12 protein-coding genes are annotated in these 13,939 nt (G+C 44.4%); 9 read left to right on the top strand and 3 right to left on the bottom strand.

Going from position 1 to position 13,939, the window contains the following annotated elements; all coding sequences use genetic code 11:
• Positions 1–169: 169 nt before the first annotated feature.
• From CUR83_RS11470 to CUR83_RS11440, 7 genes are all read left to right on the top strand, one after another.
• Positions 170–826, top strand: coding sequence for a YiaD family glycine zipper/OmpA-like lipoprotein (locus CUR83_RS11470; protein ID WP_212564182.1), 657 nt, complete (start codon positions 170–172; stop codon positions 824–826).
• Positions 827–1,252: 426 nt separating this feature from the next.
• On the top strand, positions 1,253–2,710 hold the full coding sequence (locus tag CUR83_RS11465) for an imelysin family protein (protein ID WP_284719686.1): 1,458 nt from the start codon (positions 1,253–1,255) through the stop codon (positions 2,708–2,710).
• 225 nt (positions 2,711–2,935) lie between these two features.
• The gene (locus CUR83_RS11460) at positions 2,936–4,585 is read left to right on the top strand and encodes a di-heme oxidoreductase family protein (RefSeq protein WP_284719685.1); all 1,650 of its coding nucleotides are present in this window, start codon (positions 2,936–2,938) and stop codon (positions 4,583–4,585) included.
• 83 nt (positions 4,586–4,668) lie between these two features.
• Entirely contained in the window at positions 4,669–5,820 is a 1,152-nt protein-coding gene (locus CUR83_RS11455) for an imelysin family protein (RefSeq protein WP_284719684.1), read from the top strand.
• 3 nt (positions 5,821–5,823) lie between these two features.
• Positions 5,824–7,359 (top strand): DUF1513 domain-containing protein, encoded by a 1,536-nt coding sequence (locus CUR83_RS11450; RefSeq protein WP_284719683.1) that lies wholly within the window; start codon positions 5,824–5,826, stop codon positions 7,357–7,359.
• Between the two features lie 49 nt (positions 7,360–7,408).
• A complete protein-coding gene (locus CUR83_RS11445; RefSeq protein WP_284719682.1) occupies positions 7,409–8,056 on the top strand; it encodes a M48 family metallopeptidase in 648 nt (215 codons plus the stop codon).
• Positions 8,057–8,302: 246 nt separating this feature from the next.
• On the top strand, positions 8,303–8,905 hold the full coding sequence (locus CUR83_RS11440; protein WP_284719681.1) for a methyltransferase domain-containing protein: 603 nt from the start codon (positions 8,303–8,305) through the stop codon (positions 8,903–8,905).
• Here the strand turns inward: CUR83_RS11440 and CUR83_RS11435 are convergent.
• The gene (locus CUR83_RS11435) at positions 8,883–9,554 is read right to left on the bottom strand and encodes an HD domain-containing protein (RefSeq protein ID WP_284719680.1); all 672 of its coding nucleotides are present in this window, start codon (positions 9,552–9,554) and stop codon (positions 8,883–8,885) included. The genes CUR83_RS11440 and CUR83_RS11435 overlap by 23 nt on opposite strands.
• A gap of 23 nt (positions 9,555–9,577) precedes the next feature.
• Positions 9,578–10,486, bottom strand: coding sequence for a hydrogen peroxide-inducible genes activator (locus CUR83_RS11430; protein ID WP_058025493.1), 909 nt, complete (start codon positions 10,484–10,486; stop codon positions 9,578–9,580).
• A 266-nt stretch (positions 10,487–10,752) separates the two neighbouring features.
• Between CUR83_RS11430 and ahpC the strand changes: the two genes are divergently transcribed.
• Positions 10,753–11,319, top strand: a complete 567-nt coding sequence (gene ahpC / locus CUR83_RS11425; protein WP_284719679.1) for an alkyl hydroperoxide reductase subunit C — start codon at positions 10,753–10,755, stop codon at positions 11,317–11,319.
• A 415-nt stretch (positions 11,320–11,734) separates the two neighbouring features.
• Here ahpC and CUR83_RS11420 read toward each other — a convergent pair whose 3' ends face one another.
• Positions 11,735–11,983, bottom strand: a complete 249-nt coding sequence (locus CUR83_RS11420; protein WP_240365428.1) for an HP1242/YdcH family protein — start codon at positions 11,981–11,983, stop codon at positions 11,735–11,737.
• Positions 11,984–12,345: 362 nt separating this feature from the next.
• Here CUR83_RS11420 and ahpF point away from each other — a divergent pair, with 362 nt between their 5' ends.
• Positions 12,346–13,923 carry an alkyl hydroperoxide reductase subunit F gene (gene ahpF, locus CUR83_RS11415; protein ID WP_252962815.1) on the top strand — a complete coding sequence of 526 codons (1,578 nt, stop codon included), beginning with the start codon at positions 12,346–12,348 and terminating at the stop codon, positions 13,921–13,923.
• Positions 13,924–13,939 lie beyond the last annotated feature (16 nt).

The following is a 13,939-nucleotide window of genomic DNA, read 5'->3' as shown; positions in this document are numbered from 1 at the left end:
TACCGTAAAGTTAATCTGCACTTCTCATACATAGGTGTGACAAAATATTACACAGAGTTAGATTGTAATTGCCATAATAATGACGAAAGTAAATAAGTACTTAATAAGATTAACGGACAATCTTGATAAAGCACGATTTATAATATTTTAAACTTATAGAGGAAATATCATGCGTAATACATTATTAATTGCAGCAGTAGCATCAGGTCTAGCACTTAGCGGTTGTACGACTGATCCAAACACTGGGCAGCAACGTTTGAATAAAGCTGCATTGGGCGGCCTAGTTGGTGCAGCAGGTGGCGCAACTATCTCAAAAGCAACAGGCGGCGAAAAGACTGGTCGTGATGCTGCTATCGGTGCGGCACTGGGTGCTGGCGTTGGTTATTACATGGAGCGTCAGGCTCGTCAGCTTGAGCAGCAAATGGCTGGTACAGGCGTGACTGTTAACCAAAACCCAACCACGGGTAACATTGATCTTGTTATGCCAGGTAGCATCACTTTCTCGTTTGATAGTGCAACACTTAACTCATCATTCAAGCCAACGCTAGACAAGCTTGCTTCAACCATGAACCAGTATAACCAGAACACAATCACGATCGCTGGTCACACTGATAGCCAAGGTTCAGCATCTTACAACATGGGTCTGTCACGCGACCGTGCTTACTCAGTTGCCAACTATCTAACGGCTCGCGGTATTGCTTCTAACCGTATCAATGTAGTTGCTTATGGCGAGTCACGTCCAGTTGCTACTAACAACACTGAATCTGGTCGTCAGCAAAACCGCCGTGTTGAGCTAACGGTTAATGCACCACAAAGCGTCAACTAATCGACAGTTCTATATAGCTATTTGATAGGTGCAAATGATTTTCACGCACTTATCTAGCAAAAAGAGTCAGCGATATGTTGGCTCTTTTTTTATGCGCTAAATTTTGATTGAACAAACTCGATAGTTAGGATAGCGCAGGTATAATATCTGCTGTCCAAAATAGAATAGTGCTCGTTTAGTATTTGATGACATTTTATAAAAGGATCATAAAGATTAATGATTATTAACATAAAATTAAGTATTGATAACGATTATCAATAACACTATAATTTGTTAGTGTTTTATTACTGAATAGTTACAAGCTTGATAATATGCGATAAGCATAAATATACGAGATCAAATCAGCTGATTAAGGCGTGATTTGATAATCGATATGATGGAAGCCATTTAACCAAAACGAATTTTGCTATCTCTTTGAGGATTTGTATGACGATTACCACAGAAACACGCCGTAAGATTTTACCAACTACTTTAGCTGTTGCACTTGCAGGATTGTTAATGGTATCGGGCTGTACCAAAAAAACCGAAGAAGACACTGCTGCTACTGAGACGCAGACAGAGGTTGTAAGCACAGAAACAGGCGACAATACAGAAATATCAGCTGCCGAAAAAGCACATATTGATAGGTTAGTCATCAGCTACGCAAATATGGCCCATGCAGCCTACAAGGATTCGCTAGAGACAGCCGAAAAACTCCAGACAGCGGTAAATACGTTTGTGGCAACACCGACACAAGCCAACCTTGATGCTGCCAAAGCTGCGTACAAAGCGGCTCGTCAGCCGTACTCACAGACGGAAATTTTCCGTTTTGATGAAGGGTTTGTGACGGCAAATGATAAGCGCGCGATCAAAAGCGTCGATAGCTGGGAAGGTCAAATCAACGCTTGGCCGCTAGATGAGGCGCTGATCGATTATGTCAGTGATGACTATGAAGGTGAGTACAACAGTCAAGAAAATATCATCAATAGCGATAGCATTACGGTCGGTAGTACCAAGCAAGATACCAGTACAATTACACCTGAGCTGCTTGCCGACATGAACGAGATTGGCGGTAGCGAAGCCAATGTAACGACTGGCTATCATGCGATTGAGTTTATGCTATGGGGTCAAGACACCAATGGCGTAAAAGAAGGCGCGGGTAATCGCCCAGTCACTGATTATGTGACGGAAGCTGAACAATGTACCAGCGGTGATACGGTCAATGAAGATGCCAGTATTTGTGAGCGCCGCGGTGAGTTTTTAAAAGCCGCTACTCAATTATTGGTGGATGATTTGACCGCAATGGAAGCCCAGTGGCAGCCTGATACCGAAAATACTTTACGCAGTGATTTGCTTGCGCGTAAATATGACAATGGCCTGCGTCAGATCATGTACCAAATGGGTAGTTTAGCACTGGGTGAGCTTGCGTCTGAGCGTATGCAGGTCGCTTTTGTCACAGGGTCTACCGAAGATGAGCACGAATGCTTTAGTGACTTGACGCATCTGAGCTATGCCAATAATGCCCGCGGTATCCAAAATGTCTTTAATGGTAGCTACCAGACAGTCGCTGGTAAAACAGTCGGTGGCTATGGTGTTAAAGACTATCTCGTTGACAGCAGTCATGTAGAGGAAGCTGATAAATTGGCCGCTGACTTTAGTAAAGTCGAAGGTGCATTCAACGTCATGGTTGAAAAGGGCGAGAAAGAAGGCGTCAAAATTGACCAAATGATTGCAACGGTTGGTCAAGCAAGTCAAGAAGGCGTTTCTGCTGAAGAGCAGAATATCCGTCGCGGCTGGGTAGAAGCGGGTATTAATAGCTTGCAAGAGCTGACCGCTGGTATCGAAAATGCCGCAAAAGCCGTTGGTATTGATAATCTTGATGCAGATGCAGGGTCACAGTTTTAAGCAGACACCAAGTAGCTAAAAGGTGCTTATTATCTGTATAAGACTTACCTTGATAAAATGATCAGTTGGGTAAATAGACGTTATCAACGATGGTTGGCAACGTCTATTTATCCGTTTCAAAATAGGCCAATAAGGCTATATTCTGAACCAGACTATCGATGCCAATGACAACGTGATCGATATCGACTTGATGTTTCTACTCTAAAACTAAGGCGCTTGATGTTTATGAAAGCCATCTATCCAAAGTCTTCTGTTTTTCTTCTTCCTTCTGCCATAATACAAAATTTGCCATCCAAGCTTGCACTGCTCATGATGGGTGCAGCGGCGCTAAGCGCATGTCAACCAGCTGATAGCGTTTCGAATAAGACCTCGGATAATGAGGGCAGCGCAAGCACCAGTGAAACAACTCAACCGCTCACCTTTGAACGTGCCGAAAATATCGAAGCACTGGCTGGCGTGCCGATGCAGCAATTGATCAGCTTTGATCCTCAAGAGATCAAGCAAGGCGGTGATACGGGTATCAGTATTACCAGTGCTGAAAGCTACTCTAAGCCTTCATCGAACCTGACAGCGTCGCGTAAGGGTTCGTTTTTTATCGGTAATGCATTCTTTAAGCAGCCTTGGGTCGTCGCTCCTGCCAGTACCGACAGTCGAGATGGGCTTGGTGCGCTATTCAATGTGGCGGCTTGTCAGTCTTGCCATATCAAAGACGGCCGCGGTCATGCGCCCATGACTGCCGATGATGATGCGGACAGTTTATTGCTTCGTCTCTCTATGCCAGCAACAACGGATGAGCAGCGACAACAGTTACAGGACTCGCTGATTGAAAAGGTCGTCCACCCTATGTATGGTGGGCAATTGCAAGATCGGGGTATCCAAGGTGTCCCTGCTGAAGCCAGAATTGCGGTGCAGTGGACAGATAAGCCAGTCACTTTCGCTGATGGGCATATTGAGACGCTACGTGCGCCAACCTTTAATCTGACCAACCCTGGTTATGGCGCTTTTGATGAGGCGATGATGGTATCACCACGAGTGGCGCTCCCAATGATTGGGCTTGGGCTGCTAGAGCAAATACCTGAGGATGATATTAAAAAACAAGCAAACGATAATAGCAATAGCGACATCAGTGGTAAGTTCAATTGGGTGATGGATCCACAGACGGGTAAACGTGCGCTTGGACGTTTTGGCTGGAAAGCCGGTCAAACCAAACTGATTACCCAAAATCAAAGTGCTTTTAACGAAGACATGGGGTTGACGTCAAACATTCGTCCTCATGAGTCCTGCATGCCGACCCAGACCGTCTGCTTAAATGCGACAACAGGTGCTGATGAGCAAGGCAATGGCAAACCGCCCGTTGAAGTGAACGACGATGTTGCCAAGTTTGTGGAGTTTTATACCCGTAATTTGGCAGTGCCGCACCGCCGTAATGCGGATGATAAGCTTGTGCTGGCGGGTAAAAAGCGTTTTTATGACATGGGCTGTCAAAGCTGCCATACGCCAAGATATCAGCTGCCAAAAACTGACGACGATCATCTTGAGCAGCATGGACAAGTGATTTATCCTTACACCGATTTATTGCTACATGACATGGGAGATGACCTTGCTGATCGTACTATCGCGGGTAAGCTACCATCCAAAGACGCTCAAGTTGAGTTTTTAGCCAATTCTTATGAATGGCGCACGCCCGCACTTTGGGGCGTGGGACTTGCGCAAACGGTTGATCCACAAGCGACGTTTTTGCATGATGGACGCGCTCGTACGCTGATGGAAGCGGTTCTTTGGCACGGCGGAGAAGCCGAAAAGCAACAGCAACAAGTATTGAAGTTAGACAAGCAAGGTCGCGCCGAGCTAAATGCGTTCTTAAAGTCGCTATAATAAGGTCACTGTAATACAGTCACTATTATAAAATCAGCATAAAAACGCTATAAATTACTACCTATAACATTACCGAGAAATCTATGAAAATAAATCACGCTTTGGCGATGGCGCTATCTGCATTGAGTGCCGGTCTGCTGATTAGCTGTGTTAAACCTGCCGACGACAAAAAATCTGCAGAAGTGGATAGTCAAGAAGTTGCAAAAGACAATACAGCTACTGACAGCTCAGCAGAAAGCAGCAAGGAAAGCACTGCGCAGATCGTTGCGGTAGATATCAGCCCTGAGACTCAAAAAACGTATTTGACGCATGTGGCAGAGGACATTGTCCTTCCTGCGTATGCTAGTGCCGCAAAGCAAAGTGATCTATTAAATGAATTGGCGCAGAAACATTGTCAGCAAGCACCCGTCAGCGGCGCTGAGCTACAGGCATTACGCGCGCAGTGGTTAGTATTGGCACAAGCGTGGTCGAGTGCTGAGATGATTAATTTTGGTCCTGCGACTGCCAGCATGAGCAATCTGTACATCAACTATTATCCTGATGAGCGCGGCTTGGTACATAGCGGTGTGTCTGATTTGATTGCTGCCAATCCAACACTCACGCCAGAGCAGCTCGCGGGCGAAAGCGCTATCGTACAAGGTGTACCAGGACTAGAAGAAGCCTTGTTTGCCAATGAGAGCTTAAATGCTGGTCAATGCGCTTACGTGATTAGTGCGAGTGGTGCTTTGAGCACACGCCTAAAGGACATCGACAAAAACTGGCAGCAAAACGCGACTGAGTTATTGGCGATAGACAAGTCTGCTGAGAGCGATCAAGGCTTGAACCAATGGTTTAACTCGCTATTGTCATTAGTTGAGACAATGAAGTCTAATGCTATTGACCAGCCGCTCGGTCTGACGGGTAAAGCAAAAGGTCATTTGCCAGCGGCTACTGCTGGTCAAAGCCGAGCTATTATCAATGCAAAACTAGATGCTATCAATAAAGCCATGACAGATCCCGTATTGACGGCGATACTTAATAGCAATGATGAGAGCACAGTCGCTAATAATCTATCGACGGCACTGGCTGATACCACGACCCTATTGGCACAAATGCCAGAAGATTTATCAGCCGCAGACAAAGACGATCAACAAGCGTTATATGACCATCTCACTACCGTCACTCGCTTGATTAAACGCGAGTTAATCCCAGCACTCGGTATCCGTGTGGGCTTTAATAGCACCGATGGCGATTAAGTGATGTTTACTGCTAAAGGTAATACGGTGTCAGAAGGTGAGCATCATGACAGATCAAATGAGCCAAAAGCCAGTTCAATAAGCCGTGAGCTTTTGACGACGTCAATGCTCACGGCAGTCGGCACCGCGGCTCTGGTCGGTATTCACCATCATTATCGTAAGCAGCAGCATCCAGATGCCAGTTTACAAGATTATGTGGCGGGTATGCGAGCGCAGTTACAAGCATTGCAGCCGGCCACTGGCTCAACGCCAAACCTTAAACGCTTTCGCTATGCTTGTCAGCAAGCAGCGGTGAAGTGGCAGCAGGCTTATCATCAAGCGATAGATGATGAGAGTAACGTGCTTGATCTTACTGCTGTGCATACGACGACGATGCTCGCACGGCCTGTTCGCTGGGTCAGCGGCGTTGCCTCTATGCCAAAAAATAACGCGTCATTGAATCAAAATGAGCATGACTTTGGCGTGGTAGGCATTGATGCTGATAGACAAATCGTTTGGCAGACGACCATGCCTGAGCGTGTCCATGACATCGTTGTTCAGCCTACAAATGTATCTGAATCTCAAGTTCAGGATAGCAATGTCGACCAAAGGCGCGATGTCGTCGTCATGGGTCGTCGTCCAAGTGAAAAATTCTGGGTGCTTGATGCCTCAAATGGACAAGTACAACATGCGATCAAAGCGGATTTACATCGTCACTTTTATGGTCATGCTTGCTATAGCTTAGATGGTGAGCTGCTGTATGTGACTGAAAATGACACCGTCAGTCTGGCAGGTAAAATCGGTGTTTATGATACTAACGACGCTTATAAAAAAGTAGCAGAATTTAACTCTTATGGCATCGGCCCGCATGAGCTGATTATGCATCCCGATGGAGAAACATTAGTCATTGCAAACGGTGGCATTAAGACTGAGCAGGCCTCACGTGAAGAGCTAAATTTAGACACTATGCGACCATCGCTGGTCTACCTGAATCGTCATGACGGCACACTGCTTGAGCAAGTGGTGCCTGAGCACAATCAGATGAGCATACGTCATTTAGCGATGCACAATGATGGCACTGTCATGATCGGTATTCAGTTCCAAGGCGAAAAGCATATCAATGTACCGTTAGTACTGACTCACCAGCGCGGTGATGTTAGCTTTGCGCCACTGACTATGCCAAACAATCAATGGCAACGCTTTCATCAATATATTGCGAGCGTCGCCGTTGATAGCGACCGTAATTTGCTTTGTGTGACCACTCCGATTGGTGGCTGTGCGGCAATTTATGACTTACATACTCGAGAGTTGATTGATGATGTGAGCCTGCCTGATTGTGCAGGGGCATCCGTCTTATCCAGTGCCAGTAGATCAACGAACAAAGTCGACGATCCTATCGAGTCATCAGAATTTATTGTAAGTGATGGGCAAGGGCAATTGACCGCGCTAAGAGTAAGTGTTTCGCCAGATTCAAAATTGAATGGTAAAGATGATAAGCATATTAGTACAGACAGCCAGTTGCATATGATGTCCTTTGATAACCATTTGCAAGCGTTATAATACGTAGCCATTGGCACAGTTACTGTCATTGAGGAGACAAAACATTAGCTTGGAAATCCGTTTAGATACTATTAGACAGCAGCTCGCACAGGTAGATATTGAGCTACATATCAGCAAAAAGCGTGTCAAAAACATCAATTTTCGTTTAAAGCCGCATGTCTTGATGGTTTCTGTACCACTGCATATTAGTGATTCACAAGCTGCTGACGCGGTGGCGCGGCGAGTGTCTTGGGCGATTAACCACCATCCACAAGTACTAGAGCAACACCAGCGTAAACAAGGCGCACTATCAGACCTTACAACTGCTGACCAGCCTATTTATTTATGGGGTAAAGTACAGCCACTTACCTTAAGTCATGGTGAAAAAGTTGCCTACTATCGCCAGCAGCTCTCCGATGTCATGCCGTCGCTATTTGAGAAATGGCAGCCAATCGTTGGCACTTACGCCAATGAGATACGAGTAAAAAAAATGCACACACGCTGGGGCAGCTGCAACACGCGCGCGAAGCGAATCTGGCTGTCCGTTTATCTTCCTGCCTATCCTATCGAATGCACCGAGTATGTGATCGTCCATGAACTGTGCCATTTGCATCATGCCAATCATAGCCCTGCATTTTGGCAAACGGTGGCGAGTGCCATGCCAGATTATCGGCAATGGCATAATATACTGGCAGGCAAGAGAGGGCAGTTGGATTGAGAGATCCATATATTGATGACATCGTTCTGATAAGCCTTTTGCCACACTTAGAATAACTTTCGTCTATGAGTCCATTAATTCTTTGAGCGACTTTCCCATCTAAATGGCTTTCACTGTGTGAGAGTAATTTGTCTCTCTTTTTTCATCCTATTTAAAACGGCGACACATGTTGATAAGACTGATATGATAAGAAATAACGATACAAATCGTGTCGTTTAAATCCAATTTTATATACAAGGATGGCAGATGGAAAATGTCAATCAAGCTGAGTTTTGGCAGGAGCGCTATGAGAAAAACAGTACTGGCTGGGATATGGGACAAGTATCACCACCGCTCAAAGCTTACATTGACCAGCTACTCGAAAGTGCCAAGGATGAGGCAATACTTGTACCAGGTGCTGGTAATGCTTACGAGGTAGGCTATCTATATGAGCAAGGATTTACCAATGTCACGTTGGTCGATTTTGCGCCAGCCCCGATTGAAGCCTTTGCGGCGCGTTATCCCGACTTCCCATCTGAGCAGTTAATTTGTGCGGACTTTTTTAACTTATCAGCTGAGCAGTATCAATTTGATTGGATACTGGAGCAGACGTTTTTTTGTGCGATTAATCCAGTGCGCCGTGATGAGTATGTGCAGCAGATGGCAAGGTTACTAAAACCACAAGGCAAACTGGTTGGTTTGTTATTTGATACTGACTTTGGACGAGAGGAACCACCATTTGGTGGCACTAAAGAAGAGTACCAGCAGCGTTTTCAAAGCCATTTTGATATTGATATTATGGAACCTAGCTATAATTCACATCCAGCACGGCAAGGTAGTGAGTTATTTATAAAGCTGCGAGCGAAATAAGCTCGCGCTTGATATTGTCCCGAGCTTGCGCTTCTAATTGGCTATAGTAATAATCAGTCAAATAGAGTTTGGGATGCGCTAGTAATCCTTGTAATACCGCAGTGCGCCCATCACGGTAGTTGTCATCTGCGACGTGTGCATATTCTTGACGTATCGCTTGTGCATACTGCTGATAGGTAGACCAAGGCGCACCCAAAATACTCAAATCCATATCTAGCAGATATGCCGCATCACTGTATTTAACACTATCTATCGACTCATCTACCTGATGATTGGCCGTCATCATGATGAATGCGTAGATGTCTTGGCACTGCTCTGAGCGTAGATAAGAACTCAACGCGCCTACGGCATATTCAGCGCTTTTTTGCTCATTATCTACGCGTGTTGGGTCGTATATCACATCATGATAATACAGTGCCAACACCACGATATACGGAGCAGTTAGATGGTGTTTAATGCTTTCAAACTGTACCAATAACTGCTCAATATGACTCAGGGTATGATAAGCTCGTTGTGGTTCACCGTAGCGCACAGAGATATCTTGCCAGAGGGTTTGTGCGTCGTCTGGTGTCACATCACTATTGAGAGCAGACAAGCATAAGTAAAAATGATTGCCCAGCTCCATATTTATAGGTGGCAATTCATTCATAATTAACCTTTGTCACTTGCCATTTATTTTGTATTAGCCGCATCTTTAAATGCCTTATTAAATACTTCTCCGAGCAAGCTGATATCATCGACACGGGCATAATTTAAGCGGGTGACAAAAGCAATATGGCGGTGTGGTCCTTCTTCAGCTAGAGGTACAGCGACAGCATTTTGATTTTGCAAGTGCAACTGATCGAGTGCCATTTCAGGCACTAGGGTCGTGCCCATGTTGGCAAGCGCCATTTGAATCAGCGTGTTTAGACTGGCATCCGAGAAGCTTGATTTCATCTGTGCACGGTCAAAATGACAGACAGATAGCGTCTGATCGGTTAGGCAGTGGCCTTCACCAAGGAGCATAAGATTGGCAGTAGCTAGCTCGTCAGCGCTGATGGTATCAAGCTTGGCATGTACATCGTCTTTTGGGAAGACGGCAAAGAAGTCTTCACTCCAAAACTCAAAACTGTGCAGGCCATCTACAGCATATGGCAGCGCAATGATAGCCGTATCGATATGACCGTAGCGCACTTGCTCAAGCAACCGCTCGGTTTGCTGCTCAACGATCGTCATGCGAAACTCTGGATACTGAGCACGCAGGGCTGGTAGAACCTTTGGTAGCAAGTAAGGCGCAATCGTGGGAATGATACCAACGGTCATCGGATACGCCAGCGGTGTCTGATGGCTATGGGCGCGTGTGGTCAAATCGCTCACTTCAGAGAACACGCGCTGTGCCCTTGTGAGGATTTCTTGACCGATAGGCGTAATCAGTACTTGCTTGTTATTGCGCTCAAAAATCTGTGTATCTAGCTGTTTTTCTAATTCTGCGATACCCAAGCTCAGGGCAGACTGCGAAATATTACAATCTTCGGCAGCACGTTTGAAGTGACGATGTTTGGCGACGGCTAAGGCAAACTCAAGTTGTCGTAAAGTAATCATAAAACCTCTCTTTTAATGGGTTTTTAATGTAATTTATCCTGTCAGTAAGCCTCTATAAGGCAGCAAATTACCAGTTATGTACCAATGATAGGATATAGAAAGCATAGTTTAACAAGTTTAATAAAACAAAACATCACATTAAAAACTTTTAACTGGATTAACCGTAGAATTCGCGTATAGTTTGTCGGGTAGCCCAGAAAGCTAAAGGGCTAGTTAAAAAATCCCTATAAATAATTTTAATTTACTCAACAAGAGAGGAGCCAATCATGGCGTCTATTATCAATCAAGCAATCCCAGAATTTTCAGCCGATGCCTATGTAAACGGTGAGTTCAAAACCATTACTTCAGAAGACGTAAAAGGCAACTGGGCGATTTTCCTATTTTACCCAGCTGATTTTACCTTTGTTTGCCCAACTGAGCTAGAAGACATGGCCGCTCATTACGACGAGCTAAAAGGTTTGGGTGTTGAAGTATACTCAGTATCAACTGACACGCATTTCACGCACAAAGCATGGCATGATTCTTCAGAAGCGATCGGCAAAGTACAGTATCCAATGATCGGCGATCCTACTGGTAAACTCACTCGCGGCTTCAATGTTATGATTGAAGAAGCAGGTCTAGCAGAGCGTGGTACGTTCCTAGTAGATCCTGATGGTCTGATCCAAGTAGCAGAAATTCATGCTGGCGGTATCGGCCGTAGCGCAAAAGATATGCTACGTAAAGTAAAAGCCGCTCAGTATGTTCGTGAGAACGATGGCGAAGTTTGCCCAGCAGCTTGGGAGCAAGGCGGCGATACACTTAAGCCAAGTCTTGACCTAGTTGGTAAAATCTAAGTAGCTATTTCATCCCTTAGATAAAGTAGCGCTGACTTTTATACTTTTAGTGTGAATCAGTTCTACAAATAAAGACCCCATTAACTGATGTTGATGGGGTTTTTTATGGCGCTAGCTACAATCTTATGAGTCTTATTTATTGATCATAAGCGTAGTAGGCGTAGTATAGTCGAACCACTATTAAAGTGTTACAGCGTTAGACTCGTTTAGCCTACTACTGTAGTACTTGCACTCGTCTGCCTTGTACCACTTTTAATATTGATTGACTATATAGTGAATTCAGTATAAAAACGATACAGTGGGACTGGGATAAATTTTTCGCAGCCTCTGTCTGCATAGCCACAGCACGCAAGGAAGATTTAGACCAGTTCCACTTTGATATATAATGTATTTGTTTTATTTAGGATTGACTATATCAGGCGCGAGATTGTTCTTTATTTTTATCAATAATCTTATAAATCTCGTCTTTGAGATGTAATTTACGCCGTTTCATTTGTTCTATTTCTTCTTCACGGCTGGCATGCTTGACTAGATCTTTTTCGAGATAATTGATTTTTTGATCAAGCTCGGTATGCTCATCAAAAATACTCGCGAAATGACTGTCTTTGAGCTTCAGTTCGGCAATAATATCTCTGTTATCGTGGAAAGTATCTGTTTTTCTCATGTGTTCATCCTTGTCATGAAACGCAAGCTTCTCATAAGCAATCGCGTATGGTGTTAAAAAGACGGCTTAACTTAAGAACTATTCTCGATTGTAGCGAAAAAATAGCCTAGATACTATGGCTATTATCTACCAGTATATTTGTATTTAATTAATTAAACCTATTAACGATTGGTTTTATAAAACGTAAAGTTTGAGTTTCTCAGCTTGCCCAAATACTGCGAACACCTGATAATAGGGTCATTCAAGAGCGAAAGCTCGATATATACAAGGTTTTTTATAAAATTATTAAGTGTGAGAATTTCATATTTAAACAGGCAGTTCGATAGTTGCCGTTACATATTCAGTCATAATGAGGAACTAACATGATAGATCAAAATTTATTAGACGCAGTTAAGACATATAGCGAAAACATGACGCGCCCGATTACTTTTGTATTGGGCAGCGGTGAGCACGATAAGCGCGCTGAATTGATCGACTTTTTGAGCAAGATTGCGGGTACGACTGACAAAATCAATTTCGATGAGCAGGTTATCGATGACAGTTTGCCAAGCGCGATTAGTTTTAAAGTAGTCAGTCATGTTGATGGAGAGACTGCTGATACAGGTATCGTATTTAGTGGTATTCCTGGTGGTCATGAGTTTACCTCATTGATCCTAGCCATTTTGCAAGCGGGTGGTCATACGCTGAAATTGGATGAAGGTATCCAAAAGCTAATCAAACGCTTCAACAAGCCGCTACAGTTTCAGACCTACGTGTCACTATCATGCCATAACTGCCCAGAAGTGGTTCAGGCGTTGAATCAATTTGCGCTACTAAACGATGGTATCAGCAATGAGATGATCGATGGTGCGCTCTTCCAAGAGCAAGTAGAAGCAAACAAAATCCAAGGTGTACCGGCCGTATTCTTGAACGGTAAACCATTTGCCAATGGTCTGATTGACACTGCCAAACTGATTGGAAAATTACAAGAGCAGTTTCCTGATCTGTTGTCAGATGTGGAAGATGATGCTGAGCAATTAGAGCAGCAAGATGTCACTGTCATTGGTGCAGGTCCTGCAGGCGTTGCAGCAGCTATTTATACCGCGCGTAAAGGCTTAAAAGTCACCATGGTCGCTGATCGTATCGGTGGACAAGTCAAAGACACGCAAGATATCGAAAACTTAATCTCTGTACCTTTAACCAATGGTACTGATTTGTCGACTAATTTCGTTAAGCACTTAGCTGAGTACAATATCACGCTAAGAGAGCATGTCAGTGTGAAAGATATCGGCGAGACAGAAGAAGAAAACTACAGCATCAATCTAAATACCGGCGAGACGTTTGAAACTCGTAGTATTATCTTGGCGACAGGTGCCCAATGGCGTAAGCTTGGCGTACCGGGCGAAGAAGAAAATATCGGTCAAGGCGTGGCTTTTTGTGCCCACTGTGACGGTCCATTCTTCAAAGGTAAAGACATCTCAGTGATCGGCGGTGGTAACTCAGGCGTTGAGGCTGCGTTAGATCTGGCAGGTATTGTTAAGCACGTCACTGTATTAGAGTTCGCTGATGAGTTAAAAGCAGACCAAGTATTGATCAATAAAGCCAAAGAAAAATCCAATATTGAATTCATTACTGGTGCGGCGACGCAAGAAATTAAGGCGACTGATGGAAAGGTATCATCTATCGTCTACCAAGATCGCAGCACAGGCGAGACGCATGAGCGTGACTTATCAGGCGTGTTTGTACAAATCGGTCTCGTACCTAACACTGAATTTGTCAAAGGCTTTGTCGATTTAAACCGCTTTGGTGAGATTGAGATTGATGAGCGCTGCCGCACCGATCGCAAAGGTATTTTTGCTTGCGGTGATGTGACCACCGTACCATTTAAGCAGATTAATATTGCAATGGGTGAGGGTAGTAAAGCAGCATTGGCAGCATTTGAATATTTGGTTATGCAGTAAGTTTTAATATCAGAAT

This window comes from Psychrobacter pocilloporae, from assembly GCF_029872915.1.
GTDB lineage: Bacteria > Pseudomonadota > Gammaproteobacteria > Pseudomonadales > Moraxellaceae > Psychrobacter > Psychrobacter pacificensis.
The sequence above is the reverse complement of the archived record's forward strand: the minus strand, read 5'-3'. Positions and strand labels throughout refer to the sequence as shown.